Consider the following 26,964-nt stretch of genomic DNA (forward strand, 5'->3'; position numbering starts at 1 on the left):
TCTTTTAAGGCTTATTTTTTATTTTAAGTTTTTAGATGCATTAATTAGTAAGTCTCTGGTAGCAATAATACCTTCTTCTTCACTTTTTTCTTCACCTTCATATTCAACCCCAATAAAACCAGTATAACCAGCATCTTTTACAATTTGTAACATTTTGGCATAGTCTATTTTCGTTTCATTTCCTTCTGCATCAAAATTGTAAGACTTAGCACTAACTGCTTTTGCATATGGCATTAATTCAGTTATCCCTTTGTAAATGTCATACATATCTTCACAGCTACCATCTTCTGCTTTTTTAATACAAAAGTTTCCAAAATCTGGTAATGTACCAACGTTGTCCATATTAACTTTGCTCATTACTTCAGAAAGTAATTTTCCATTAGATGACAATCCGCCGTGGTTTTCTACAATAACATTTATATTATGTTCCTTAGCAAAAGTGCCAAGTTGTGTTAATCCATCTACAGAGCTGGCAACCCATTCTTTTTCTTCTGTAGCACCTGCTAAATTTACGCGTATAGCGTGGCATCCCATTTCTGCGGCAGCTTTTACCCATTTGTAATGAGCTTCAACAGTTTTTTTACGTTCAGCGGCATCTGCCAAAGCAAGATCTCCTTGTCCGTCTACCATAATTAAAACATTTTTCATATCATGTTTTTTAGCAGCTTCATTAGATTTAGCTACAAATTCTGCCATAGCCTCATCAGAATAATTTGCCTCCTTAACATCATTGTAAAGAGCGCTAACATATTCTAAACCTGTAAAACCTAATTTTTTCGCGTTCTCAGCAAAATCATAAGGATTTCCGCCATCAAAAACTTGCTTGTGTAGCGACCACTGCGCTAAAGACAACTCAAAAAATGGTTTTTTTTCGTCTACTTTAGTTTTCGCAATTTCTTCTTTTACTTCTTCGGTTTTTTTAGGAGCATCCTTACATGATGCAAAACAAAAAACAAGTAAAACTAATGGATATTTTACACTTTGTTTAACTAGGTTTTTAACTTTCATTTTTTAGATATTTAATTTTTAGGAATTTACATCAACTATAACGTTATAGTACGTTAACCTCAATATTTACAGGGTTTAAATGTAGAAAATTTATTTTATATTTGAGAAAATTATCAAATAAACAACGCAAAGAATGGGCAAATTTTATTATAACGAAGAACAAGAGTCTTATGATGCTATAGTTGTAGGAACTGGTATAAGTGGCGGATGGGCTGCTAAAGAATTATGTGAAGCTGGTTTAAAGACTTTAATTTTAGAAAGAGGTAGAATGGTAAAACATAGGGAGGATTACCCTACCGCTTTTAAAGAGTCTTGGGATTTGCCAAATAACGGAGCCATTTCTCCGGAAGAGAAAGCAAAACAGTTAAAGCAATCTAGAACTGGTTATACTACAAATGCAGATACTAAGCATTGGTTTGTAAATGATTTAAAGCATCCTTACAATGAAACTAAGCGTTTTGACTGGATGCGTGGTTACCACGTAGGAGGTAGATCTATAATGTGGGGTAGGCATAGTTACCGTTGGAGTGATATAGATTTTGAAGCTAATAAAAAAGATGGTCATGGTGTAGATTGGCCAGTGCGTTATAAAGATATTGAGCCTTGGTATGAAAAGGTTGAGACATTTATTGGTGTGTCTGGAGAAAGTTTAGGTTTGCCCCAACTACCAGATAGTAAGTTTGAGCCAATGATGCCGTTAAATTGTGTTGAAGAAAAATTAAAGGAAAGCGTTGCCGAGAATTTTAACGGCCGTGTTATTACTGCTGGTAGAGTTGCCCACATTACTAGTGATAAAAAATTTGCAGGAGACGGAAGATCTAAATGTCAATTTCGTAACCGTTGTAGTAGAGGGTGTCCGTTTGGAGCTTATTTTAGTAGTAACTCTTCTACCTTGCCTGCTGCTGAAGCTACAGGTAATTTAACGTTAAGGCCAGACTCTATTGTTTATGAGGTTATTTATGATGAAGAAACTAAAAAAGCAACAGGAGTTAAGGTTATTGATAGGGTAACAAAAGAAAAAATAGAGTTTAAAGCAAAAGTAATTTTCTTGTGTGCATCGGCTATTGCTTCTACAGCTATATTAATGCAGTCTAAGTCTGATACTTTCCCAAATGGTATGGGTAATGAGTCAGATCAATTAGGTAGAAACATTATGGATCACCATTTAGGTTGTGGTGCAAATGGAAAGTTTGATGGTTTTGAAGATAAATACTATAAAGGAAGAAAAGCTAACGGTGTTTATATTCCTAGATTTAGGAATTTAGGCGGTGATACAGATCGTAAAGATTTTATTAGAGGCTATGGTTACCAAGGTGGTGCAAGTAGAGGTAACTGGCAAGAGGTAGTTGCAGAAACGGGTTATGGTAAAGATTTAAAAGATGCTATTTTAAAACCTGGTGGATGGACAATGGGTATTATGGGCTTTGGTGAAGTATTACCTTATGAAGATAACAGGTTTACATTAGACTATAATAAGTTAGATGATTGGGGATTACCAACTGTTACTTTTGATGCTGAGTTTAAAGAGAACGAACTAAAAATGAGAGAAGACATTAAAGAACAGGCTGCGGCAATGTTAAAATCTGCAGGATTTAGAGATGTTAATGTTTTTGATAATTTAGGAGCTTTAGGCCTTGGAATACATGAAATGGGTACTGCTCGTATGGGTCATAATCCTAAAACGTCTGTATTAAACAAATACAACCAAGTGCACTCTGTACCTAATGTGTATGTAACAGACGGGTCTTTTATGACATCGTCTTCATGTGTTAATCCATCATTAACATATATGGCTTTTACTGCAAGAGCAGCAAACCACGCTGCAGAACAAATTAAAAAAGGATTATTATAATGAATAGAAGATTAGCACTTAAGAACCTAGGTTTGTCATTAGGCTATGTTGTAGCTACGCCAACCTTAATTAGTATTGTACAAAGTTGTAAAAACGATAAAGGTGTTGCTTTTGCTCCAGAATTTTTTTCAGAGGAAGAAGGTAATGTTGTGATAACCTTAATGGATATTATTTTACCAAAAACTGATTCTCCTTCTGCATCTGAAGCAAATGTGCATATGTTTGTAGATCAATATATAAATGTATCTAATACAGAAGAAGAAAAAGCATTGTTTAAAGCTAAAATGGCTAGTTTTTTATCATTAGCTAAGAGCAAATCTGGTAAAGATGCTGTAACAGATATTACAGCTGAAGAGTTAGAAAGCGCGTTAGCAAGTTGTTTAAAATTGTCTGAAGAGCAAATTAAACAACAAAATATTACGATGCGTAATTATAATAATGCTATTGCCAATGGAGAAGTGGCCGAATTAGATATAAACTCTGGAGCTATTGCTTTTGCTCATGAGCTTAGGGGGTGGACAATTAGAGGCTATAAGGCTACGGAAGAAATAGCTAAAAACTTTTTAGCTTTTGATCCTATACCGGGTAAATATGTTCCTTGTGGTACTACAGAAGAGTTTACAGGAGGTAAAGCTTGGGCTTTATAATAATTTATTAAATGAAAAGGAGAAGCTTTATACAAAAATCGGCATTAACTACAGGTGCATTAACTTTAGGTACTGCTTATGGTTACGGGGCTGGTTATAACACAAATGCTAAGCACGCATTTAATTTAAAGTATGCGCCTCATTTTGGAATGTTTTCTAACCACGCAGAAAGTTTAGAAGATCAATTGCGTTTTATGGCAGATGAAGGTTTTACTGCTTTAGAAGATAACACAATGCTAAGTCGTGATGTGGCAACACAAACCAAACTTGCCAAGACAATGCAAAATTTAGGCATAGAAATGGGCGTTTTTGTGGCGCATGAAATTTTTTGGAAAAAACCTAGTTTAACTTCTGGTGATTTAACCATTAGAGAAAAGTTTTTGTCTGATATTAAAAGATCTGTTGAGGTAGCAAAGCGTGTTAATGCAAAATGGGTTACTGTGGTGCCAGGACACGTAGATTTAAAGCAGTCTATGGGTTACCAAACTGCTCATGTAATAGAGTCTTTAAAGCAAGCAGCAGCTATATTAGAGCCTCACGGAATTATAATGGTGTTAGAGCCGTTAAATTTTAGAGATCATCCAGGGTTGTTTTTAACAGAGTCTCCGCAAGCTTATGAAATTTGTAAGGCTGTAGATTCTCCATCTTGTAAAATTTTATTTGATATTTATCACCAGCAAATACAAGAGGGTAATTTAATACCAAATATGGAAGCAAGTTGGGATGAAATTGCTTACATACAAATTGGTGATAACCCAGGAAGAAAAGAACCTACTACAGGAGAAATAAATTATAAAAATGTATTTAAATTTATTCACGATAAAAAATTTACTGGTATTTTAGGTATGGAGCACGGCAATTCTAGACCTAATAAGGCTGGTGAACGTGCTGTTATAGAGGCTTATAAAACAGTAGATAGTTTTATGTAAAGATTAGGTTTAAAATATTGAAAAAGCTATGTGTATGCATAGCTTTTTTTGTTTTTGAAACTCTCAAATTGTGTTAAAAATTGTAATTTCAAGTTAAATTCTCTAAATATTTATCGATTAAGTGCGCTTTTATTTGGTTGTATGTAAACTTTTTGTATTTTCATAACGTATAAATAACAAAAGGGTAATGTTTAAATTGTTATTCTTTAGAAAATACATACTACTATGGAGAATTATTTTATTTTATTAATTGTGTATACATCTGCATTAGTGTATTCTACAATTATTAGACCTAGACTTAGAAAAGAATAGCTATGGCTATTGCATAGCTTTTATATAGATTTTAAAAGCATCATTAAATCTACTATTATGGTAGTGTTTAATGATGCTTTTTTGTTTGGTGTAGTTGGTAAAATAATATTGAAAAATAAAAAACCTCAAGCTATGCCAAATTAGGGGAGGGCATAGTTGAGGTATTTTTTTTCTCGTCCATAACGAGAGGTGTTCATAAAGCTTTACGCTGTTATGAGCCGCACATTAAACAATCGTCATCTGCTTGGCCAGCTTTAGCTTGTTCTATAAGTGCTTTCATTTCTGCTGCACTCATTGGTTCTACATCTGAATCTGCAGGTGTAGGGTTTACTTTTAACTCTGTTGCAGTTGCTTTAGGTGCAGCGCTAACTGCAGCTAACTTAGGCTCTGGAGCCTCAATAACTGGTTTCTCTTTTTTCTTACTGTTGTCTACTGTAAATTTAATTGCATCTGCAGCAGCCTTAGTTCTTAAGTAGTACATACCAGTTTTAAGTCCGCTTTTCCATGCGTAAAAGTGCATAGACGTTAACTTAGAGTAGTTTGCATTTTCCATAAATAAGTTTAAAGACTGACTTTGGTCAATGAAATATCCACGGTGTCTAGACATATCAATAATGTCTTTCATGCTTAACTCCCAAACTGTTTTGTATAGTTCCTTAATATCTTCAGGAATAATATCAATATGTTGTATAGAGCCGTTAGCACGCATAAGCTCTTGCTTTAGGCTCTCGTTCCAAAGGCCTAATTGTACTAAATCTTCTAATAAATGCTTGTTTACAACAATAAACTCACCAGATAATACTCTACGTGTATAAATATTAGATGTATAAGGCTCAAAACATTCATTATTTCCTAAAATTTGAGATGTAGATGCTGTTGGCATAGGAGCAACTAAAAGAGAGTTTCTAACCCCATTTTTTAGTACGCTTTTACGTAATTTTTCCCAGTCCCATCTACCAGATAATTCATCATCCTTAATACCCCATAAGTTATGCTGAAAATCTCCTTTAGATATTGGAGACCCTTCGTAGCTAGAGTATGGCCCATCTTCTTTAGCCATTTCCATAGAAGCTGTTACGGCAGCATAGTATAATGTTTCAAAAATCTCTTGATTTAATTTTTTTGCCTCATCACTAGTAAAAGGCATACGCATCATAATAAATGCATCTGCTAAGCCTTGTACACCTAAACCAATTGGTCTGTGGCGCATGTTAGAGTTTTCTGCTTCTACTACTGGGTAGTAGTTACGGTCTATTACTGTGTTTAAGTTTCTGGTAACACGTTTTGTTACACGGAAAAGTTCTTTATGATCAAACTCGCCATTTTTTACAAACATTGGTAATGCAATAGAGGCAAGGTTACACACAGCAACTTCATCAGGAGCAGTATACTCCATAATTTCTGTACATAAGTTAGAAGAACGTATGGTACCTAGGTTCTTTTGGTTGCTCTTGCGATTTGCTGCATCTTTATATAGCATATAAGGTGTACCAGTTTCTATTTGAGATTCTAGTATTTTTTCCCAAAGATCACGAGCTTTAATTGTTTTTCTTCCTTTGCCTTCTGCTTCAAAGGCTAAGTATGCCTCTTCAAACTCTTTATCATGCTTTTTGTATAAGTCAGGGCATTCATTAGGGCACATTAATGTCCAATCTGCGTTAGCTTCAACTCTTTGCATGAATAAATCTGGAATCCACATTGCATAAAAAAGGTCACGCGCACGCATTTCTTCTTTACCGTGGTTCTTTTTTAGATCTAGGAACTCAAAAATATCTGCATGCCATGGTTCTACATAAACAGCAAAGCTACCTTTACGTTTTCCTCCTCCTTGATCTACATAACGAGCCGTGTCATTATAAACGCGTAGCATTGGCACCACACCATTAGACGTACCGTTTGTACCTGCAATATAAGAGCCTGTAGCTCTTACATTGTGTATAGATAAACCAATACCACCAGCAGACTGAGATATTTTAGCAGTTTGCTTTAATGTGTCATAAATACCATCAATACTATCATCTTGCATAGCAAGTAAAAAGCATGAAGACATTTGTGGCTTTGGAGTACCAGAGTTAAACAATGTTGGTGTAGCGTGGGTAAAATATTTTTTAGACATAAGTTCATATGTCTCTATAGCAGCATCTAAATCGTTTAAATGTATACCAATAGAAACACGCATTAACATATGTTGCGGGCGTTCTGCTATTTTACCGTTAAGTTTTAATAGGTAAGAACGTTCTAAGGTTTTAAATCCAAAATAATCGTAGCCAAAATCTCGGTTGTATATAATAGTAGAGTCAAGTTTTTCTGAGTTGTCTTGTATCACTTTAAAGACTTCGTCAGATAAAAGAGGTGCTTTTTTACCTGTTCTAGGGTTTACATATTCATATAAATCTTTCATTACCTCAGAGAAAGATTTTTTTGTGTTTTTGTGTAAGTTAGATACAGATATACGCGCAGCTAGCTTGGCGTAGTCTGGGTGAGTGGTTGTCATAGTAGCTGCAATTTCAGCTGCTAAATTATCTAACTCAGATGTTGTTACACCATCGTATAAACCTTCTATTACACGCATAGCCACTTTTAGGGGGTCTACTAATGCGTTTAAGCCATAACAAAGCTTACGAACTCTTGCCGTAATCTTGTCAAACATTATTAATTCTTTTCTGCCGTCTCTTTTTACTACATACATGCTACAATTGTTTTTAGTGATACGTTGGTTAGGTCAAGTCTTGTGAGACTCAACAAATTGGTTATTTATAGTGCTTTTTTTAGAAATTTATTCTAAAAAATAAAAGGGTTAAATTTTAAAAATCTGCGTCAAAGCTAATTTTCTGTGCGTCGTCACCATCATTATTGTTGGCAACTCCAGATTTTTGGTACTCGGCTACTCTTTTTTCAAAGAAGTTTGTTTTTCCTTGAAGAGAAATCATATCCATAAAGTCAAATGGATTTGTAGAGTTGTACACTTTGTCACAGTTTAATTCTACTAATAAGCGGTCTGTTACAAATTCTAAATATTGTGTCATTAATTTAGAGTTCATACCAATTAAGCTTACAGGTAAAGATTCTGTAATAAATTCTCTTTCTATATCTAATGCATCTACAAGTATTTCTGTAATACGCTCTTTAGGTACTTTATTAATTAAATGGTGGTTGTGTAGGTGAACAGCATAATCACAATGCATACCTTCATCTCTAGATATTAATTCGTTAGAGAAGGTTAATCCTGGCATTAGGCCTCTTTTCTTAAGCCAAAATATAGAACAGAAAGAACCAGAAAAGAAAATACCTTCTACTGCAGCAAAAGCAATTAAACGCTCTGCAAAGCTTGGAGACTCTATCCATTTTAATGCCCAATCTGCTTTTTTTCTAATAGCAGGAAAGTTTTCTAATGCGTGAAATAAAATATCTTTTTCTTTTTCATCTTTAACATATGTATCAATTAACAATGAGTATGTTTCCGAGTGTATGTTTTCCATCATAATTTGGAAACCATAAAAGAATTTTGCTTCTGCATACTGTACTTCGCTAACAAAGTTTTCTGCTAGGTTTTCATTTACAATACCATCAGATGCAGCAAAAAATGCTAGTATATGTTTAATAAAGTAACGCTCGTCGTCATTTAATTTATTTTTCCAATCATCAAGATCAGCGTGTAAATCTATTTCTTCAGCTGTCCAGAAACTAGCTTCACATTTCTTATACCAATCCCATAAATCGTTGTGTTTAATAGGGAAAATTACAAATCTGTCTTCGTTTTTTTCTAAAATAGGTTCTATTGCTGCTGACATAATTTAAATCTGGATTATAACTGTTTTAAAAATTTTAAGGAGAATTGACCCTTAAACCTTGGGGGACTACAAAGATTGTAAAATGTAGCCACATGGTAAAGGGCTTTTGCGGCTTTTAGGCTATAAGTTTTTAACAGTAATTGTTGACATGTGTCCTCGCCAGTGATGTTTATTGCCTTTGAAGAATTTATATGTTTTTTTAGTTTTTTAAACAGAAAAATGCTGTAAAAAAATAAACCAAAAAGTATATTATTTAGAAGTGTTGTTTGTGAGTGAAGTAGCAATTTATGACGCACCAAACTTTACGATTCTGACTTTAATACAAACAAAAATGAACTATTATATGATTCAGGTAGTTCCCCCCGAAACCTTTAAACCATTTGCAATAAAAACCATTTAACGTTTTATTAAAGCAGGCTGCTTAACGCAGTTGTGTATTCTGTTTTTTAATACACGTCCTTTAGAATCGTAAACTCTTAGTTTGGTGGTATCATAAAATTAATTTTGTTATTTATTTACTGTTGTTGCTAGTAAAGAATCTGCGTTTTTATCTGTTGTAATTAAAGCAGCCTCTTGTTTTTTGTCTTTTGTTGTTGTTTTGTTGTTTTCTATTAGCGCGGCAATAACTATAGTAATTACTAATAGGCTAAACATAAAAATGCATTTTTTCATAATTCTGTAATTGCTTTTAGGTTTACTTTATAAATGTTGTATTACGCACATCTAATACATTGCTAATTTATAATCATTTACTAATCTATGCGTTAACAATGTATAGATGGAGAAAAAAAATGTATAGTTTGTATGAAAATCAGCTTTTTTAAGCAATTAACACGTAATTTTTAACCAACTACACAAAAAAAATATTGTTTTAAACATTGTATTGTACATTTACTATTCTAAATCTTTGTTATGATAGAAGCAGTTGTAATTGACGATGAAATAAAAGCCATACAGAGCTTAACTTGGGAGTTAACCAACTTTAGTGATGAAATTAAAGTGGTAGCTTCTTTTACAGACCCTTATGAGGCCCTTAATTACTTAGGCGGAAATATACCAGATTGTGTTTTTTTAGATATAGAAATGCCAATTATGGACGGGTTTCAGTTTATGCAAAAGGTGAAAGACAGAGAATATCCTATTGTAATTACCACTGCATACAACCAATATGCTATTAAGGCTCTTAAAAATGAAGCTATAGATTACTTGCTAAAACCTATAGATACAGATGACTTAAATGATACTATTGTTAAGATTAAAAAATACAATCAGAAAAACGATACCATTGAGCGTTTGGAACGATTGCTTTTAGGATTTAATTCTAATAAAGCAAATAAAAGGATTACTATAAATACAGACGGAAAGCTTATTTTTTTAAATAGTGATGAAATTATGTATGCTGAGTCTGACGGTAACTATAGTACACTATATTTAGATGATGGCAATAAAGTTGTATTAACAAAAAAACTTAAAGAGGTTGATGATATGCTTACCTTAGAAAACTTTTTTAGGGTACATAACTCTTACATTGTAAATGTAAATAAGGTAAAAGAATTTATTAAAACAGATGGTTACTTGGTGTTGCAATCTAACGACAGAATTCCTGTGTCTAGACAAAAAAAGTCTAACTTTTTAGATTTGCTTTAATTTGGTTATGACTTTTAAATTAAAAAACAACATAATTACTACAAAGCAATTACTACATATTTTATTAATGTGTGTTTTATGTTTGCTTAGTGCAGAAGTAAAAGCACAGACTACACTTAGTAAAAAAAGTAAACAAAAAATAGATAGTTTAATACTTGCAAAACCGCAAACTTATGACCAAATAAATACTGTTGTTAAATACAGTAAAAAGGATACTTTATTGTTAAGGTATTTTGCGGCTAGGGCAGATAAAAGTAAGTATTTTGTAGGTGCATCTTATGCTTATAATCAATTAGGAACGGTATACAGGAATTTATCTCAATATAATAAAGCAATACAATTACATAAACTAGGTTTAGAGGCATCTACATTAGCAGACAATATAGAGTTTAAGGTATATAGCTTAAATATGTTGGGTGTAGACTACAGAAGAATAGATGCAATACGTACCGCTTTAGATTATAACCAACAGGCCTTAGAGCTAGCAGAAAGTGTAAAAAAGCCTAGTAAAGATTTAAAACGAAGTATTAATGTATCTCTAAATAGTATTGGTAATTTATACCATAGTTTAGAGCAGTATAACTTGGCTATTAACAGGTATAATGCATCTTTAAAAATTGAAGAAGAGTTGGGTAATAAGCTTGGTTTAGCTATTAATTACCAAAATATAGGAGAAGCTTTAGAGGAACAAGGTAAATTAGAGGAAGCCTTGGAAAAATACAGAACTTCATTAGCGTATAATGAAGAAATAGACTCAGACAAAGGGCAGGTAATTTGTAATAATAGTATAGCTCAAGTCTACCTAAAACAGAATAAAACTAAAAAAGCCATTGTGCTTTTAGAAACTGCTTTAGTTGGCGCCAAACAAATAGGAGATAAGTACATTACTGCTTTTGTAGAGGCAAATATGGGTTGGGCTTACATGCAGTTAAATAAGATTGAAAAAGCAGAGAACCACATAAAAAGGAGTATAGAAATTGGTAAAGACCAAGGTATACCAAGAATAATTGCTTTAGGAACCAAAAGATTGTCTGAGTTAGAGCAATTAAAAGGTAATCATGATAATGCTTTAACTTACTACAAAAGAGCTATAGAGTTAGAAAAAAAAATTAGTAGTACTAGAAACATACGTTATGCCAACGATGTTATTTTAAGGTACGAGAATGAAAAAATTAATAATGAAATAGAAAACCTTAGGAAAGACAATGAAATAGTAAAGTTAAAGCTTAAAAAGAATAGAGCTACTTTACTTATCATAGGTATTTCTTTAGTGTTATTAATGGTTGTTTTGTTTGTCTTTTACAAGCAAAACCAATTAACCAGCGATAAAAAAATGCTCACGCTAGAGCAAACTATGCTGCGTAGCCAAATGAACCCTCATTTTTTATTTAATTCTTTAAATTCTATTAAGCTTTACATTATTAATAATGAAAAGAAAAATGCGGTGCATTATCTAAATAAGTTTTCTAAACTAGTTCGTAAAATATTAGAAGCATCCTCATTAAGAGAAATTTCATTAGAAGACGAGTTAGAAACCGTTAGCTTGTATATGCATATAGAAAACATTAGATTTTCTAATAAAATAGATTTTACGGTAGATGTTGATAGGGATGTAGATGTAAACCAAGTAAAAATACCATCACTAATTCTTCAACCTTTTTTAGAAAACGCTTTATGGCATGGGTTGTCATCTAAAAAAGGGATTAAAAAAATACACCTTCATATCTCAAAACAAGATGAAGAGTTTATAATAATTCGTATAACAGATAATGGTATAGGCAGAGCGGCATCAGAAAAAATTAAAGAAGCCAAAGTGCTTAAAAGAAAATCTTTAGGTATAGATATTACAAAAGAACGCTTAAAAAACTTTTCTAAAGACTATTTAAACTCTTTTAAAGTAGAGTTTATAGACTTAAAAGATGAAGATAAAAAAGCTTTGGGTACAGAAGTTATTTTAACTATTCCCATTATTTAACTTGGTGTATTCTTTTGCTACCAAGTCTAATTCATTATACCAATCTTCTCCAAACTTTCTAATTAAAGCTTCTTTTACAAACTTGTAAATAGGTACTTTTAATTCTTGACCTAATGAGCAAGCTGTATCACAAATTTCCCATTTGTGGTAATTTACACCTGTAAACTCTGTGTATTCTCTTGTTCTAACAGGATATAGGTGGCAAGATACCGGTTTTTTCCAGCTGGTAATGCCTTCGTTGTAAGCATCTTCTAATCCACATTTAGCTGTTCCGTTATCAGAAAAAACCACATAAGCACATTCACTTCCATTTACTAAAGGAGTTTCCCACTCACCATCTTCTCCTTTAACAAAAGCACCTTGCTCCTCTATGGCAGCAATACCTTCTGGCCTTAAAAAAGGCTTAACATCCTGGTAAATATCTACCAATATTTCCGTTTCCTTGTCATCTAAAGGAGCGCCAGCGTCACCGTCTATGCAGCAAGCGCCTTTGCATGCCGTTAAATTGCAAACAAAATCGTTGTCAATAATTTCTTCAGATACTATAGTTTTTCCTATTTGAAACATATGCGTAATATAATATTGCAAAGATACTTTTTTAACGTTAATAAGTTGTTATTTTTAATTTTAGTAATTTAAAACCGTTTTATAAAGTGTAAGTTTGCACCGATTTTTAAAAAAAGTTAAATTATGCCTTCTAGTTTTTTTGATTTTAAGGAGATTGTTACTGCTAGTATGATTCTTTTTGCGGTAATAGATATTATTGGTAGTATACCTATAATTATTAGTTTAAGAGCTAAAGTTGGACATATACAGTCTGAAAAAGCTTCGTTAGTAGCTACTTTAATTATGGTTGCTTTTTTGTTTGTAGGTGAAGAAATACTTGGCCTTATTGGTATAGATGTAAACTCTTTTGCCGTAGCGGGTTCTTTTATTATCTTTTTTATGGCAATAGAAATGATATTGGGTATTACACTTTATAAAGATGATGTTCCTGAAACGGCATCTATAGTACCAATAGCTTTTCCGTTAATTGCGGGTGCTGGTACAATGACGTCTTTATTATCTTTACGAGCAGAATATCACGTACAAAATATAATTGTAGCTATCTTAGTAAACATACTTTTTGTTTATATAGTGTTAAAGTCTTCTAAAAAAATAGAAAGAGTACTGGGAAAAAGCGGATTAAATGTAATTAGAAAAGTTTTTGGTGTAATTTTGCTTGCAATAGCAGTAAAACTATTTGCAGCAAATATTAATGAACTATTTTAAATAGAAGTTAAAATGAATAAAGTAATATTTATAATCTTGTTTTTAATAGCAGGATTGCTAATTGGGTACAACGTAACTCAGATAAATTTTGAAGATCCACTAAACGGCCCAAGCACTATTGCCCTTATCTGTATTGTTGCAGCTTTGTGCGCTATTGTGTTGTTGGTAATTTTTATGATTTCTAAAAAAATTCAGGATAAAATAAAAGAATAGCTTTTAGCTAAAAAAAATTAAAAGAAAAAGGCGCCATTTATAGCGCCTTTTTTTATGGTATATAACAGTAATTACTCTGCACTAATTTTAGTTTCTTCAGTTTTTTTAGAGAACCTTATTTTTAACCTGTATGTTATGTCAAATAATGCAGGTACAATTATTAAGGTTAAAAATGTAGCTACTATAAGTCCAAATATAACTGTCCAAGCTAAAGGTCCCCAGAATATAACGTTGTCACCACCGATGTATATATGCGGATTAAACTCTGAGAATAGAGCAAAGAAATCTATATTTAAACCAATGGCAAGTGGTATTAGCCCAAGTACCGTAGTAACTGCGGTTAAAATTACAGGTCTTAACCTTGCTTTACCACCAGTTACAATTGCTTCTGTGGCTTCTGCTCTAGATAAAACATCTCCTTCATCTAACCCAAGCTTCACTTTTTTACGGTCTATAAGTATTTGGGTATAATCTAACAATACAACACCATTGTTTACTACAATACCTGCTAAGGATATAATACCCATCATTGTCATCATTATAACAAAAGACCACCCAGTAATCATTAGTCCACCAAACACACCAATAAAGCTTAGGAAAATGGCTATCATTATAATTATTGGTTTAGAAATACCACCAAACTGAAATATTAGAATTAGCATAATTAAGCCTAGACCAGAAAAGAATGCGCTAACAAGAAATATCATTTGTTTATTTTGCTCTTCAATTTGGCCAGTGTAATCTATTTTTACGGTAGAAGGTTTGCCTTTGTAATCCTCCATTTCTTTTTGTATCTCATCTACAATTGCAGCAGCATCTGTAAAACCAGGTTCTAAACCAGAGTAGATTGTTACAACACGCTCGTTATCTCTGTGCTTAATAGCGCTAAAACCAGAGGTGTTTTTAGTAGTGGCAACAGCAGAAACCGGAATTTCTTTTATTTGTCCGTTAGATGGATCTCTAAAAATTATATTCTGGTTAAATAATGCATTTGTATTGTAGCGTAAATCTTCATTAAAGCGAACGTTAATGTCATAATCATCACCATCCTCTTTGTAAACCCCTGCTTTTTCTCCAAACAATGCTCTACGTAATTGATTGCCAACTTGAGCAACAGATACTCCTAGTTCACCAGCTTTTTCGCGGTCTACCACAACCTCCATAGAAGGTTTGCTCTTGTTTACATCAATCTTTATTTCTTCTATACCAGCTATATTTTTGGTGTTAATAAAGTTTTTAATGCTTTCTGCTGTTGCTATAAGTTCATTATAGTCTTTACCTTCTAATTCTATATTAATAGGGTAGCCAGCAGGTGGTCCATTAGAGTCTTTTTCTACAGATATATTTACACCTGGGTAAATACCGCTTAGTGCTTTTTGCACCTTTGCACGTATTTCCTCTGTGTTAATCCCTCTTCTAAATTTAAACTCGCTAAAGTTTACCGTTATTTTACCTTTATGCGGCATTTCTGCGGTAGAACCACCATCTGTTTGTGGGTTACCAGCACCCTCACCGACTTGAGAAACTGCAGAATCTATAATAAAATTTTCTCCATTGTGCTTGTAAATATCATCATCTAAAAGATCATAAACTCTTTTTTCTATAACCTTTGTAATGGCATTTGTTTTCTCAATAGAAGTACCTTCTGGGTATTCTATGTAAACAGATATTTCATTAGGAATGTTGTCTGGAAAAAATTCTATTTTGGTTCTTTTACTGCCAATAGACATACCAAAAAGCATAAAAACAACAAGTAAAAGCACAAAAGTTACGCCTACATACCAGTAAACGTTACCTCCTCTTAAGGCGTGTTTTAATCTGCGCTCGTACCAGTTTTCAAACTTAACCATTGTGTTTTTTTGGAAACGAATAGCCAATTTTTTAATAAAATACTTGTAAGCCCAGAACATTATTGCAGTAATAATCATTACAGAGCCTAAGCCTCTCATTGCGCCACCAAAAATTAATATTAGTAAACCAAAACCACCAAGAATAATACTTAAGCGTATAAGTTGTTTAACGGTAAGTTCTTTTTCGCCTAGTTCCATAAATCTAGAAACCAGCATAGAGTTCATTAAAATAGCAACAAGTAATGAAGAACCTAAAACAACAGATAGTGTTATTGGGAAAAATTTCATAAACTGGCCCATTACGCCCGGCCATAAACCAAGAGGTACAAAGGCAGCAACTGTTGTAAGTGTAGATACAATAATTGGGAAAGCAATTTCGCCAACACCTTTTTTTGCAGCTTCAACTTTAGACAAACCTTCATCCATTAAACGGTATACGTTTTCTACAACCACAATACCGTTATCTACAAGCATACCAAGTCCCATAATCATTCCAAAAAGAATCATTGTGTTTAGGGTGTAGCCTAGTAAAGATAATATCATAAAAGACATAAACATAGACATAGGAATGGCAAAACCAACAAATAGTGCATTTCTAAATCCTAAAAAGAACATTAAAACGGTTACAACTAGTATAATACCAAAGATGATGTTGTTTACAAGATCGTCTACTTGGTTTAAGGTTTTTGTTGATGAGTCGTTTGCAATAGAAATTTTTAAATCTGGTGGGTAATATTCTTTTTGGGCCTTTTTTACAATTTCTTTTATTTGGTCTGATGCAGAAATTGAGTTTTGTCCTGCTCTCTTTTTTACATCTAGCATTACTACGCTTTCTCCAAACTCTCTGGCATAGGTAGTTTTATCTTCTTCAGAAAAAGTAATAGTAGCAATATCTCTAAGGTAAGTAGCACCATTTTCTGATTTAACCACAAAGTTGTTTAGTAATTGTGGGTCTTTTACTTCGCCTAAAATACGTATAGTTCTTCTTTGTTCTTTTGTTTTTAAATTACCAGCAGACATAGTAACATTACCGCCTCTTATTGTATTTAAAACATCATCAAAACTAATTTTAGCAGCCATCATTTTATAAATGTCTACTGCAATTTCTACTTCTTTTTCTTGAGCACCACGTATGTCTGCCTGTTTTATTTCTTGCAAGTCTTCAACTTTATCTTGTAAATACTCTGCAAAATCTTTTAACTTTTCTACAGGATAATCTCCTGTAAAGTTAATGTTCATAATAGGCATTTCTTCAGACAAGTTAAGATCAAAAACATTAGGTTCTACTTTTGCACCATTAAAAGTAGGCCAGTCTTCACTTGCTTTTTCTGCATCTACCTCGTCTTTAATTTTTTGTTTAGCCTCTTGTACAGTAATGCCTTCGTCAAACTCTACTATAATCATAGCATAGTCTTCTTGCGAGGTAGATGTTACCTCTACAACATTACTTACGTTTTTTATTTTATCTTCTAAAGGATCTGTAATTAAACGTTCTATATCTTCAGCAGTGTTACCAGGGTATGGTGTGCTTATATATATTTTGGTTTCAATTACTTCAGGGAAATCTTCTCTTGGCATTGCCATATAAGCAGAGAGTCCTATCCATAAAAATAGTCCAATTAGCACATAAATAACGGAAGGGTTATCTATTGCCCATGAGGATATTTTAAATTCCTTGTCGGCGTTTTTTTGTATTTTGCTCATGGAATTATTGATTTAAAATTTCAACTTTTTGTCCGTCTTTAACTGTTCTTGCACCTTCTTTAATTACGTGTTCATTAGCTGTTAGGCCAGATACAACCTCTGTTAATGGACCTTGACTTTTACCAGTCGTAATTATTTTCTTTTTAGCATTAGCATAGTTTTCTTCTGTTTTTTCTGCTACATAAACATACTGTTCTCCGTTTGCATTTTCAGAAATTACACTTTGTGGTATTAAAATGGCCTCATTGCTAGTGTAGTCATTAAGTCTAACTTTTGCTGTTAAGTTTGGTTTTATATTTCCGTTTTTATTAGGAACCGGAATTTCTACTACAAAAGATCTGTTACTAGGATTAATAAAGTTACCAGTTTGGCGAATCTTAGTAACTACGCTATCATTTAAAATTGGAAAATATACAACAGCTTCTTTTCCGTTTTTTATGCTTTTAATGTAGGTCTCTGGTACCTCTACATCTAAATACATATTAGATAAGTTTACAATTCTAAAAACTTCAGATCCCATACCAGGGGCAACAACAGTTCCTTGCTCTTTAATAACATCGTCTATAATGCCAGTAAAAGGAGCTCTAATGCTAGATTTGCCTAATTGACTTTCTGCCTGTTTAATAGCGTTTACTTGGGCTTCGTAATTGGTTTTAGCCTGTAGGTATTGTATTTCAGAACCTATTTTTTGCTCCCAAAGTCTTTGTTGCCTTTCGTAAGTAGTTTTTGCCAGTTCTGCTTGTGTTTTTAATTGTGCAAGTTGACTGCTCATACCACCATCATCTATAGTAGCAAGTATTTGCCCTTTGTTTACTTTTTGTCCTTCTTTAACGTATACTCTTTTTAATGTACCAGCCATTTCTGGGTATATTAAAACATTTTGTTTTGTTTGTACGTTACCTTGTAGTTCTAAAAAGTGATTAAAAACCTGATTTTTAGTGGTTAATGTACTTACTAAAGGAAGGTTTTTGTTTCCTTGTATTTCTGCAATGGCAGAGTCTAGCTTAAACATTTGTATCTCTAGCTTTTTGTGCTCTTCAGAAACCGTAGCTTTCTTTTCTCTTATGGCTTCTATATCTCCCTTAGCAATAATGCTTTCTACAGAATTGTTTTTGCTTCCGCAGGCAGTAACAACTGCTGTAAGTGTTAGTATGTAGAATATTTTTTTCATGTTGTTTGTGTTACAAATTGTTGTGTTGGGGTTAGTTATTTAGAATTAATTCTAAATCTGTTTTTTTATTAATTACGTCTACCATAGACTGTAAGTACTCTTGTTGTACTGCGTACAATTGTGTTTGTGCCTGTCTAAGTTCAAAACTTGTAGCTAAACCTTCAAAATACTTTACCTGGTTTTTTTTCTCTATGCGTTCTGCTAAGCCTAAATTGTCTTTATTTGTTTGGTATTGTTCTATTGCTAAAATGTATTCACTTTTTGCATTTTCCCAACTTAAACGTAAAGATTCTTCTGCTTCTGTTTTTTGTGTTTTTGCTTTTTCTAATGCAATTTTGGCACGTTGTGTAGATGCACTTCTGCGTAAAGAACTAAATATTGGAATATTAAGATCAAAACCTAAAATTGATGAGTTAAACCAATCTGTTTCCTTCTTTAAAAAATCAAATTCTTGACTGTAAGCTGTGTATCCAAAATTTACAAAAGCATTAAGTGTTGGTAGTGCTTTACTTTTTTCTAACTTAAGCTCTAATGCACGTTGCTCATTTAAGTTAAGTGCCATTTTGTAGTCTACATTATTTTCTAAAACTAAATCGCTTTCTACTAAATTAAAATCTATCTGCTTTTCAGTTAAAATATCTAAGTCTTCTGTTAATTTAGTTGGGTTGTCTAGTTCTAAGCCCATTACTAAATTTAGCATTTGTACTGTAATTTTTTTAAGTCTAATTGCGTTTTTTAACTGGTTTGTTATAGATGCTAAAGTAATTTGCAGTTGCTCTACACTCTCTTCTTCAGTTAAACCATTTTCAAAAATCTTTTGCGTTTCGTTAAGGTTTTTTTCTAAAGCGGTTTTGTTTTTCTCTAATATAGCAGCACTTTCTTCTGCTAAAAGTACATTGCCATATGCTTCTACAACTGCCTTGCGTACATCTAAAGCATTTTTTTCTTTACTATTAGCGCTGTAATCTATAAACGTTTTAGTTGCTTGTACACCTACAATATATGAGCCATCAAAAATTTGCTGACTTAAAGTTGCTGTAGCACTAGTAGATTGTTTTTGTCCAAAAACTACAGGTATAAAAGACCCTGGTGCACCACCTGCTAATTCTCCTGGTATTAAAGATACAGGTTGCTTTAATTGGTTTTGGTAGCTAATTGCACCATTTACTTGCGGTAAACCGCTAGCAATAGTTTCCCATTTTTGCTTTTGCGCATCTTCTATGTCTCGTTCTGCATTTATAGCACTATAATTGTGCTCTAATGCGTAGTTAATTGCTTCTTGTAGCGAGAAACTAGTGGGTTTCTCCTGAGAAAATCCCATTTGTATGCTCAAAAGCAATACTAATAATGTTAAACTCCTTTTCATTTATGATTGATTTGATTTGATAATATCAGTTAATAATTTTTCTCCTTTTATAGTTACTATTCCTCTTAAGTGGTATTCTAAATAATTGTCCATTAATTTTATTTTTGAAAATTTTTCAGGCGGAAAAAAGTCATCATCCTTAATAGCCGTCATCCCAGAAAAGTATATTCTAGAAATAAATTCTGTGTCTAAATTTTTTCTAAATAATCCCAATTTTATTCCTTCATCTAAATTTGCTAATACACATTTTTGCATAAATGTAAACTGCTCTTTTTTTAATGATTGGTGTATTTTAGGATAGTACTTTTGTAGTTGATAAATTGGAGATGAACTTTCATCTTTTAGGTTAGAGATTATAAATTTTCTTATCTCAAACATTTCTTCAATAGGGTTGTGGTTTAACGCACAAATATTGTTTATCCCTTTAGTAATATTACAAAATAAATGAGAGGTACTTTCCTCTATTAACTTTGTTTTATTGTCAAAGTAGGTGTAAATGGTTTTTTTAGACATCCCCAATTCGTTGGCTAAATCATCCATTGTAACACTCTTAAAACCTAGGCTTAAGAATAAATCTGTAGCTTTTTCTAAAATTTTTTCTTTCATAATGTGGCGCAAATATAAGTCAGGAAACTTAGAATACAAAAAAAGTTTCCTAAGTTTTATTATTACTTAACCTTAGTTTAAAATGAATGTTACATTTATAATTACTTAAAAAGTATTTCATGTATTTTTGGAAAAAAAATAAAGATGCACACCATTGACCAGTATAGAGAGTCTTTTTTAGAAGAATTAAACAAAATTACAACAGAAAAGGAGCCTAAAAACTTATATGAGCCTATTAATTATATACTACAATTAGGTGGTAAGCGTTTGCGTCCTATTTTGGCATTAATGACTGCAGATATTTTTGAAACAGATTTTAAAAAAGCGATACCAGCAGCTATGGCCGTTGAGGTTTTTCATAATTTTTCTTTAGTTCATGATGATATTATGGATGATGCACCTTTGAGAAGAGGAAAAGCAACTGTGCATGAAAAATGGGATATTAATACTGGTATTTTATCTGGTGATGCAATGCTAATTGAAGCATATAGGCTTTTAGAACAGTATGATGGTGAGCAATACAAAAAACTAAATGTACTTTTTAGTACTACTGCTTTGCAAGTTTGTGAAGGGCAGCAATATGATGTTGATTTTGAAACTAGAGATGATGTTACCATACCAGAATACTTAAAAATGATTGAGTATAAAACTGCTGTTTTGGTTGCTGCTGCTATGAAAATGGGAGCTATAATAGCAGAAACTACGGTAGAAAATGAAGACTTAATTTACGATTTTGGTAAAAATTTAGGTATAGCTTTTCAGTTGCAAGATGATTATTTAGATGCTTTTGGTGACCCAAAGACATTTGGTAAACAAGTAGGTGGTGATATTATAGAAAACAAAAAAACATACTTGTACTTAAAAGCGTTAGAACTTTCCTCTAAGGCAGAGCAAAACTCATTAGATCAGTTGTTTTCTATACAACCAACAAATAATAATGATAAAATAGCTACTGTAAAAGCTATTTTTGAAGAGTCTAAAGCAGATGTTGCTACAAAGCAAGCTATAGAAGATTATACGCAAAAAGCCTTTAATGTTTTAGATAAGCTAGAAATACCTGCTACAAACAAAGAAGCATTAAAGCAATTTGGGTTATGGCTAATGACCAGAAAAGTGTAACTTTTTAGTCTACCAAATACGGAACCTTCTTTAATGTAATTATTGGCTTACTTAGCATTTGCTGTATGGTTTGCTGTTGTTCTACAATGCAAATAACCTCTATGCCAATGTGTATGCCGTAAATATTATCTGGATTATTAAGTCCTAAATAAAATGTGCCTTTGGTAGTGTCTGTTACATTTACAATACCAGACTTGTAGTTTTCTCTAGAGCCAAATAAGTAGGGAACATAGTCTTCTTTTTGTTTAAAGAGTAATGCATTTTCTTCGTTTAGTAAATAAATGTCGCAAATATTAGCTCCAGGTGGCGGACTCAAATTTTCTACTGCGCCCGAAAAAGAATTTTCCGTATCTATATAATTAGATAATGTAGAGGCTAAACCAAAACTTTTTATTGTGTTTTTTATGTCTTGTTCTTCTCTAGAGGCACTAAAAACGTAATACCAAGAAACTGTATTTTTTGGTAATGCAATTGGTACTAGAACTCTGCTTTTTCCTCCTTTTAATAAGTCGTTAGACCTACTGTTAAGGTAAAAATTATCTTGCTGTAAAGAGATTGTTTTTAGTTTAGTAACCTCTGTGTCTGTTTTTATTGGTGTAGCATATGTTGTGTCTGCAACTTCTTTGTAGGCAATAATAGGCGCTTGTTTGTTAAAAGAATCTACTTTAAAATTTAAGCTTATTTTTGAATCCTTACTATTGCTGGTTTTTATAATTAATTGGTATAGGTCTGTGTCTGGAGCTTCTAGCCAATAATTTGCTTTTTTGCCTAAAGTTTTAAAAATTGCTGTATTTACATCTTTATACTTACTTATGGTATAAACTATATCTCCTTTTCCTTTAGCCTTTAAACTCAAATGTATATGATCATTTTTGTTAGCGGAAAATAATAATTTATAATCCTCAGTTTTGCTAACCGTAAAAGTAGTGTCTTGTTTTTGCTGTGCATTTATAGTGGTAATGCAAAACAGTAGGGTAAAAAAACAGACAAGGTATTTCATAGCTTTTTTTTGTAAATGTAACTAAAGTTATTTTTTTTCAAACGTAATAAATTGTTATTGTATTGTTTTTAAAAGTTGTTTTGCATTTAAATATTGAAAATACCTAGCTGTTGCCGTAAATGTATCATCTAAAATAACTGTTACTGGTAATGAAAATGGTTTGTTTTTTCGACTAGCCATTAATAAAGGTATTTCATGAATAGCATTTACTTTTTTAAAGTTTTTGTTCTCATAAACTTTGCCGCCAAATGTTATTTTTTTAGTGGATTCTACATTCATTTTAACTACGTAATACTCTTTTTTTAATTTGTTAATTACGGTGGTGTCTTTGTATGTTTTACGTTCCATTTTATTGCATAAACTACACCAGTCTGCATAAAAGTGTATGAGTACTTTTTTTGGTTTTACAGCTAAAGAGTCTTCAAGCTGGTTAAAGCTTAGCCAGTTTAATTTGTGCGCTTGTGCATTTAATTGAGTACAGTTTATATAGCCAATTAATAGGCCAATAAGTATTTTTTGGTAGTGCAATTTCATTTTAGTTACAAACTTTTTAATCTTAGTCCTAAAAAAAGGGTTCTTGGTAAAGACGGACCGTAAACGTAATTACTATCTCTGTTTTTCCCGATATCAAAATCGTTTTGATAGGCATTGGTTATGTTTTTTACGCCACCAAACACCTCTAAGCCAGTATTTAATTTGTTGCTGCAAAAAGTGTAGCCAAGCCTTAAACTTGTTTCTAAAAAAGATGGAGTATCCTTGTACTCATCTATAGCCTGACCCGTGTTTTCTCCTCCAAAATGCGCAATATCCATACTGCCTGTATAAACCAAATTAGCAGAGGCATTAAACCTTTTAGTTGGTGTGTACGTTAGTGTTGCAAAACCATAGGTGTTTGGTGTTCTTAAAAATTCTTTTTTAGTAGGTAAGCCTTCAATATTTTCTACTGCTTCTGTAAATTTGCTAGATTGTAATGTAAAGCCTGCATCAACCTGTAGAACATAATCAAAATTAGCTCTTGTCTCTACTGTTATACCTTTCACAACTGCTCCGTCTCCGTTCCTTTTTTCAAATAACTCACCAAAATTATCTTCGCCTAAAGGAAAAAGGTAAAAAGCATCATTTAATTTTGTGTAAAAGCCTTCTACTGTAAAGCCAGCAATTAAATGCTCTGTAGCTTTGTCATAATTAAAAGAAGCCGTGTAGCTGTTAGAGCGTTCTTCAAATAAATTATCAGACAAAGATATTCTAGAAATTCCTCCCCCTGCAAAGGCAATATGCAAATCGGTATCAAAAGCTTGTGGCGCTCTAAAGCCTGTTCCCCAACCTAATCTAAATTGAGATTCTTTATTCATTTTGTATAAAAATGATAGTCTAGGACTAGCAATTACTTTATCTAGTAAGTTGTGTTTGTCTATTCTTAGTCCTGATAAAAAATTAATTTTAGGAGTAATATCCCAATCGCTTTGTAAAAATGCACCCCAATTTCGGGTTGTTTGGTCTATTTTATAATTGTACGCCTCTATTACATCTAAAACATCATCATAAACATACTCGGTACCAAAAGTAAAAATTGCTTCTCCGCCTACAAATGAATCTACTTTATGGTTTAATTGCACACCAGCTTGGTGAGTCTCTACTTTAGAGGTGCCGTACGGTGGGTTTACCAAAAAAGAGTTTAACTCATTTTCATCATCTGGTAGTATGCCAGTATAGTGGTCTCGGTCTGTAATTTGTCCGCCATAGTAGGCAATAAAACTATTTTTATCTTCATTAAAATTTATCTGATAATCTAAACTTCCCATTATTATATTATGGGTGCGTTCTTCAGACTGTTTTGCTAAATGAGCAGCTTTATTTACTTGCTCGCCACCATATCTGTATTCATAAATGCTACTTATACTTGCTTCTATTTTTTCGTTTTCAGAAGGTAAATAAAATAAATTTGCCCCAAAAGAATTGTTTTTTAGGCTAGGCAATTCAGAGTAATTGTCTCCATTATCATCATACGTATTTCTATCTCTTTTATTGATGAAAAATGTAGCACCGGCAGATCTATCATCATTTACAACCGTAGCATTACCAAGTAAAATATTATCAGATGCGTTATTGTTTATACTCTGGTAGGTATAGGTTAAGTTGTATTCGTTTTTAATAGGTATTTTGGTAATTACGTTAACTGTGCCGCCAATAGCACTAGAGCCGTATAGTGCAGAAACACCACCTCTTACCACTTCAATGCGTTCTATCATATTTACCGGAATTTGTTCCATACCATATAAACCGGTTAGCGGACTAAATATAGGTCTCCCGTTTATTAATATTTGAGAATAACCACCCTGTAAGCCATTCATACGTAACTGTGTGTAATTGCAAGTTTGGCAATCTGTTTCTACCCTTAAACCTGGTTGAAACCTAAGCCCCTCAGATAAGTTAGTGGCAACAACATTATCTAACGTTTTACTGTTTATAAGGTTTACAATTACAGGAGAGTCTGTTCTTCTTTTTTCTGTTTTGGTACCGGTAACCACAATTTGGTCTAAGCCCAAAACATCTTCCTTAAGGTTAAAATTAAGAGCTTGGTTGTTGTTAACTGTAACTTGCTTTTCAATAGTGGTAAAGCCTATACTTTGGCATACTAAAATGTAATCCCCTTTACTTAGTTTTAAACTGTAAAATCCCTCTTCATTTGTTGTAGTGCCAATAGGCTTTCCTTTAACGTGTACAGATGCATATGCTAATGGTGTGTTGTAATTACTTACTTTTCCTTTAATGTTAAAGTCTTGAGAAAAAATAGAATAGGGAATAATTATTAGTGTGAAAATTATTTTTTTCATCAGTTTAAAATTAAATTTAGACAAAACTAAAAATTTGTTTTTAGAAATAAAAATGTATTTTTGGTAAAAATTAAATTTGATGACGCATTCCGAGGAAAATTATTTAAAAGCAATTTTTCACATTGGTAAAGGAGGAGTTAATGAGATCTCTACAAATGCTATTGCAGAGCAAATGGAAACTAAGCCATCTTCTGTAACAGATATGATTAAAAAATTATCTGAAAAAAATCTAGTAAACTATAAAAAATACAAAGGTGTTTCATTAACAGATACTGGTAAATCTATGGCTTTGTCTATTATTAGAAAGCACAGGTTATGGGAAGTTTTTTTAGTAGAAAAGTTAGAGTTTTCTTGGGATGAAGTGCATGAGGTAGCAGAACAATTAGAGCATATTAAAAGTGAAAAATTAATAGATAAGTTAGATAAGCTTTTAGATTACCCTAAGTATGATCCGCACGGAGACCCAATACCAGATAAGAATGGTAATTTTAAAGTGATAGATAAAAAGCTTTTGAGTGAACTTTCTGTAAATGATAAAGGTATTTGTGTAGGGGTAAAGGATTCTTCTAGTCAGTTTTTAAAGTTTTTAGATAAAAATAAAATTGCATTAGGAGATGTGATAGAAGTAATAGATAAGGAAGATTTTGACGGATCTTTTCAATTAAAAATTAATGCAAACAGTTTTAACGTGTCTAACCAAATTGCTTCTAATTTGTTTGTGCAGATAACAGAATAAATAACAAAATGAAAAAGATTATATATGTACTAATTAGCGTTTTAATGGTGAGTTTATCTGCTTGTAAAACGGATGCTAAAAAAGCTGTTAACGGAAAATTAAACGTAGTTACAACAACTACAATGATTACAGATTTATTACAGAATATTGGCGGTAATACTATAAATGTTGTTGGTTTAATGGGCAGTGGTGTAGATCCGCACTTGTACAAGGCTAGTGAGGGTGATGTAACGAAATTGGTAAATGCAGACGTAGTTTTTTATGGCGGTTTACATTTAGAAGGTAAGCTTGTTGAGGTGTTTGAAAAAATGGAAAGAACAGGAAAAAAAACAATAGCTGTTTCTGATGCTTTAAATAAAAAAGAACTTATTGGTTCTGAGTATTTTGCTTCTAATTACGATCCGCATATTTGGTTTAATGTTACATTTTGGAAACAAATAACTACCTATGTTACAAATGAGTTAAAAAAGGCAGACCCTAAAAATGCTGCTGTTTATGAGCAAAACAGCAAAAAATACTTGCAAGAATTAACAAAACTAGATGCAGAAGTAAGAGGAAAAATTAATGAGCTACCACAAGACAAAAGAATTTTAGTAACAGCCCATGATGCTTTTAATTATTTTGGAGCATCATATAATTTTAATGTGGTTGGTTTGCAAGGATTATCTACAGCAACAGAAGCTGGTGTGCAAGATGTGCAAGAATTGTCTAAATTTATAATAGAAAATAAAGTGAAAGCTATTTTTGTAGAGAGTTCTGTACCTAAACGTACAATAGAGGCTTTACAGGCATCTGTTACATCTAAAAATCATGATGTTGCCATAGGAGGCACATTATATTCTGACGCTTTAGGTGATAAAGGAACTGTAGAAGGTACATATATAGGAATGTTTAAATACAATGTAACTACAATTGTAAATGCGTTAAAATAA

Annotated in this window: 22 protein-coding genes; 10 read left to right on the top strand and 12 right to left on the bottom strand. The window is 32.5% G+C overall.

What is annotated here, in order from left to right; translation table 11 throughout:
- Window positions 1–18: 18 nt before the first annotated feature.
- Window positions 19–1,008 (bottom strand): sugar phosphate isomerase/epimerase family protein, encoded by a 990-nt coding sequence (locus tag KLA_RS07415; RefSeq protein WP_013621235.1) that lies wholly within the window; start codon window positions 1,006–1,008, stop codon window positions 19–21.
- A gap of 133 nt (window positions 1,009–1,141) precedes the next feature.
- Here KLA_RS07415 and KLA_RS07420 point away from each other — a divergent pair, with 133 nt between their 5' ends.
- From KLA_RS07420 to KLA_RS07430, 3 genes are read left to right on the top strand one after another with little or no spacing between them, the layout of a single operon-like run.
- Window positions 1,142–2,860: a GMC oxidoreductase gene (locus KLA_RS07420; RefSeq protein ID WP_034644771.1), complete on the top strand. Its 1,719-nt coding sequence runs from the start codon at window positions 1,142–1,144 to the stop codon at window positions 2,858–2,860.
- The gene (locus tag KLA_RS07425) at window positions 2,860–3,507 is read left to right on the top strand and encodes a gluconate 2-dehydrogenase subunit 3 family protein (protein ID WP_013621237.1); all 648 of its coding nucleotides are present in this window, start codon (window positions 2,860–2,862) and stop codon (window positions 3,505–3,507) included. The genes KLA_RS07420 and KLA_RS07425 overlap by 1 nt, the downstream gene beginning before the upstream one ends.
- Window positions 3,508–3,518: 11 nt before the next feature.
- Entirely contained in the window at window positions 3,519–4,436 is a 918-nt protein-coding gene (locus KLA_RS07430; RefSeq protein WP_034644772.1) for a hydroxypyruvate isomerase family protein, read from the top strand.
- Between the two features lie 523 nt (window positions 4,437–4,959).
- On the opposite strand, the gene KLA_RS07435 is transcribed toward KLA_RS07430, so the two are convergent.
- The 3 genes from KLA_RS07435 to KLA_RS18080 all read right to left on the bottom strand — a co-directional run bounded on the left by KLA_RS07435 (window position 4,960) and on the right by KLA_RS18080 (window position 9,211).
- Entirely contained in the window at window positions 4,960–7,437 is a 2,478-nt protein-coding gene (locus KLA_RS07435) for a ribonucleoside-diphosphate reductase subunit alpha (RefSeq protein ID WP_034644773.1), read from the bottom strand.
- Between the two features lie 115 nt (window positions 7,438–7,552).
- Entirely contained in the window at window positions 7,553–8,539 is a 987-nt protein-coding gene (locus KLA_RS07440) for a ribonucleotide-diphosphate reductase subunit beta (RefSeq protein ID WP_013621240.1), read from the bottom strand.
- A gap of 507 nt (window positions 8,540–9,046) precedes the next feature.
- Window positions 9,047–9,211 carry a hypothetical protein gene (locus tag KLA_RS18080; protein WP_161633457.1) on the bottom strand — a complete coding sequence of 55 codons (165 nt, stop codon included), beginning with the start codon at window positions 9,209–9,211 and terminating at the stop codon, window positions 9,047–9,049.
- Between the two features lie 240 nt (window positions 9,212–9,451).
- Here KLA_RS18080 and KLA_RS07445 point away from each other — a divergent pair, with 240 nt between their 5' ends.
- Both KLA_RS07445 and KLA_RS07450 read left to right on the top strand, forming a co-directional pair.
- The gene (locus KLA_RS07445) at window positions 9,452–10,186 is read left to right on the top strand and encodes a LytR/AlgR family response regulator transcription factor (RefSeq protein ID WP_034644774.1); all 735 of its coding nucleotides are present in this window, start codon (window positions 9,452–9,454) and stop codon (window positions 10,184–10,186) included.
- 7 nt (window positions 10,187–10,193) lie between these two features.
- Entirely contained in the window at window positions 10,194–12,161 is a 1,968-nt protein-coding gene (locus KLA_RS07450; protein WP_034644775.1) for a tetratricopeptide repeat protein, read from the top strand.
- On the opposite strand, the gene KLA_RS07455 is transcribed toward KLA_RS07450, so the two are convergent.
- Window positions 12,141–12,728 (bottom strand): DUF3109 family protein, encoded by a 588-nt coding sequence (locus KLA_RS07455; RefSeq protein WP_034644776.1) that lies wholly within the window; start codon window positions 12,726–12,728, stop codon window positions 12,141–12,143. The two genes, KLA_RS07450 and KLA_RS07455, sit on opposite strands and share 21 nt — an antisense overlap.
- A 123-nt stretch (window positions 12,729–12,851) precedes the next feature.
- Here KLA_RS07455 and KLA_RS07460 point away from each other — a divergent pair, with 123 nt between their 5' ends.
- Window positions 12,852–13,433, top strand: coding sequence for a MarC family protein (locus tag KLA_RS07460; RefSeq protein ID WP_013621245.1), 582 nt, complete (start codon window positions 12,852–12,854; stop codon window positions 13,431–13,433).
- 12 nt (window positions 13,434–13,445) lie between these two features.
- A complete protein-coding gene (locus tag KLA_RS07465) occupies window positions 13,446–13,646 on the top strand; it encodes a hypothetical protein (RefSeq protein ID WP_013621246.1) in 201 nt (66 codons plus the stop codon).
- Window positions 13,647–13,717: 71 nt separating this feature from the next.
- Here KLA_RS07465 and KLA_RS07470 read toward each other — a convergent pair whose 3' ends face one another.
- From KLA_RS07470 to KLA_RS07485, 4 genes are read right to left on the bottom strand one after another with little or no spacing between them, the layout of a single operon-like run.
- Window positions 13,718–17,200, bottom strand: coding sequence for an efflux RND transporter permease subunit (locus tag KLA_RS07470; protein WP_034644778.1), 3,483 nt, complete (start codon window positions 17,198–17,200; stop codon window positions 13,718–13,720).
- A gap of 4 nt (window positions 17,201–17,204) precedes the next feature.
- Entirely contained in the window at window positions 17,205–18,371 is a 1,167-nt protein-coding gene (locus KLA_RS07475) for an efflux RND transporter periplasmic adaptor subunit (protein ID WP_034644779.1), read from the bottom strand.
- Between the two features lie 31 nt (window positions 18,372–18,402).
- Window positions 18,403–19,737 (bottom strand): TolC family protein, encoded by a 1,335-nt coding sequence (locus tag KLA_RS07480; protein ID WP_034644780.1) that lies wholly within the window; start codon window positions 19,735–19,737, stop codon window positions 18,403–18,405.
- Window positions 19,738–20,343 (bottom strand): TetR/AcrR family transcriptional regulator, encoded by a 606-nt coding sequence (locus KLA_RS07485; protein ID WP_034644782.1) that lies wholly within the window; start codon window positions 20,341–20,343, stop codon window positions 19,738–19,740.
- A 144-nt stretch (window positions 20,344–20,487) separates the two neighbouring features.
- On the opposite strand from KLA_RS07485, the gene KLA_RS07490 reads away from it, so the two are divergent.
- The gene (locus KLA_RS07490) at window positions 20,488–21,462 is read left to right on the top strand and encodes a polyprenyl synthetase family protein (RefSeq protein ID WP_034644784.1); all 975 of its coding nucleotides are present in this window, start codon (window positions 20,488–20,490) and stop codon (window positions 21,460–21,462) included.
- Window positions 21,463–21,466: 4 nt separating this feature from the next.
- On the opposite strand, the gene KLA_RS07495 is transcribed toward KLA_RS07490, so the two are convergent.
- The 3 genes from KLA_RS07495 to KLA_RS07505 are packed head-to-tail and all read right to left on the bottom strand — an operon-like array spanning window position 21,467 to window position 25,296.
- Entirely contained in the window at window positions 21,467–22,462 is a 996-nt protein-coding gene (locus KLA_RS07495) for a hypothetical protein (RefSeq protein WP_034644785.1), read from the bottom strand.
- A 54-nt stretch (window positions 22,463–22,516) separates the two neighbouring features.
- Window positions 22,517–22,996 (bottom strand): thioredoxin family protein, encoded by a 480-nt coding sequence (locus KLA_RS07500; RefSeq protein WP_034644787.1) that lies wholly within the window; start codon window positions 22,994–22,996, stop codon window positions 22,517–22,519.
- A gap of 5 nt (window positions 22,997–23,001) precedes the next feature.
- Window positions 23,002–25,296: a TonB-dependent receptor gene (locus KLA_RS07505; protein ID WP_034644789.1), complete on the bottom strand. Its 2,295-nt coding sequence runs from the start codon at window positions 25,294–25,296 to the stop codon at window positions 23,002–23,004.
- 79 nt (window positions 25,297–25,375) lie between these two features.
- Between KLA_RS07505 and KLA_RS07510 the strand changes: the two genes are divergently transcribed.
- Both KLA_RS07510 and KLA_RS07515 read left to right on the top strand, forming a co-directional pair.
- Entirely contained in the window at window positions 25,376–26,032 is a 657-nt protein-coding gene (locus KLA_RS07510) for a metal-dependent transcriptional regulator (protein ID WP_013621255.1), read from the top strand.
- 8 nt (window positions 26,033–26,040) lie between these two features.
- Window positions 26,041–26,964 (top strand): metal ABC transporter solute-binding protein, Zn/Mn family, encoded by a 924-nt coding sequence (locus tag KLA_RS07515; protein ID WP_034644792.1) that lies wholly within the window; start codon window positions 26,041–26,043, stop codon window positions 26,962–26,964.

It is taken from the genome of Cellulophaga geojensis KL-A, assembly GCF_000568425.1.
In the GTDB taxonomy this organism is placed as follows: domain Bacteria; phylum Bacteroidota; class Bacteroidia; order Flavobacteriales; family Flavobacteriaceae; genus Cellulophaga; species Cellulophaga lytica.

Bases quoted from the DNA above. Each gene is read 5' to 3' on its own strand.
- KLA_RS07450 (WP_034644775.1), top strand. From the start codon at position 10,194: ATGACTTTTAAATTAAAAAACAACATAATTACTACAAAGCAATTACTA.
- KLA_RS07515 (WP_034644792.1), top strand. From the start codon at position 26,041: ATGAAAAAGATTATATATGTACTAATTAGCGTTTTAATGGTGAGTTTA.
- KLA_RS07460 (WP_013621245.1), top strand. From the start codon at position 12,852: ATGCCTTCTAGTTTTTTTGATTTTAAGGAGATTGTTACTGCTAGTATG.
- KLA_RS07470 (WP_034644778.1), bottom strand. From the start codon at position 17,200: ATGAGCAAAATACAAAAAAACGCCGACAAGGAATTTAAAATATCCTCA.
- KLA_RS07485 (WP_034644782.1), bottom strand. From the start codon at position 20,343: ATGAAAGAAAAAATTTTAGAAAAAGCTACAGATTTATTCTTAAGCCTA.
- KLA_RS07475 (WP_034644779.1), bottom strand. From the start codon at position 18,371: ATGAAAAAAATATTCTACATACTAACACTTACAGCAGTTGTTACTGCC.
- KLA_RS07455 (WP_034644776.1), bottom strand. From the start codon at position 12,728: ATGTTTCAAATAGGAAAAACTATAGTATCTGAAGAAATTATTGACAAC.
- KLA_RS07440 (WP_013621240.1), bottom strand. From the start codon at position 8,539: ATGTCAGCAGCAATAGAACCTATTTTAGAAAAAAACGAAGACAGATTT.
- KLA_RS07465 (WP_013621246.1), top strand. From the start codon at position 13,446: ATGAATAAAGTAATATTTATAATCTTGTTTTTAATAGCAGGATTGCTA.
- KLA_RS07490 (WP_034644784.1), top strand. From the start codon at position 20,488: ATGCACACCATTGACCAGTATAGAGAGTCTTTTTTAGAAGAATTAAAC.
- KLA_RS07435 (WP_034644773.1), bottom strand. From the start codon at position 7,437: ATGTATGTAGTAAAAAGAGACGGCAGAAAAGAATTAATAATGTTTGAC.
- KLA_RS07480 (WP_034644780.1), bottom strand. From the start codon at position 19,737: ATGAAAAGGAGTTTAACATTATTAGTATTGCTTTTGAGCATACAAATG.
- KLA_RS07500 (WP_034644787.1), bottom strand. From the start codon at position 22,996: ATGAAATTGCACTACCAAAAAATACTTATTGGCCTATTAATTGGCTAT.
- KLA_RS07505 (WP_034644789.1), bottom strand. From the start codon at position 25,296: ATGAAAAAAATAATTTTCACACTAATAATTATTCCCTATTCTATTTTT.
- KLA_RS07445 (WP_034644774.1), top strand. From the start codon at position 9,452: ATGATAGAAGCAGTTGTAATTGACGATGAAATAAAAGCCATACAGAGC.
- KLA_RS07495 (WP_034644785.1), bottom strand. From the start codon at position 22,462: ATGAAATACCTTGTCTGTTTTTTTACCCTACTGTTTTGCATTACCACT.
- KLA_RS07430 (WP_034644772.1), top strand. From the start codon at position 3,519: ATGAAAAGGAGAAGCTTTATACAAAAATCGGCATTAACTACAGGTGCA.
- KLA_RS18080 (WP_161633457.1), bottom strand. From the start codon at position 9,211: ATGAAAAAATGCATTTTTATGTTTAGCCTATTAGTAATTACTATAGTT.
- KLA_RS07415 (WP_013621235.1), bottom strand. From the start codon at position 1,008: ATGAAAGTTAAAAACCTAGTTAAACAAAGTGTAAAATATCCATTAGTT.
- KLA_RS07425 (WP_013621237.1), top strand. From the start codon at position 2,860: ATGAATAGAAGATTAGCACTTAAGAACCTAGGTTTGTCATTAGGCTAT.
- KLA_RS07510 (WP_013621255.1), top strand. From the start codon at position 25,376: ATGACGCATTCCGAGGAAAATTATTTAAAAGCAATTTTTCACATTGGT.
- KLA_RS07420 (WP_034644771.1), top strand. From the start codon at position 1,142: ATGGGCAAATTTTATTATAACGAAGAACAAGAGTCTTATGATGCTATA.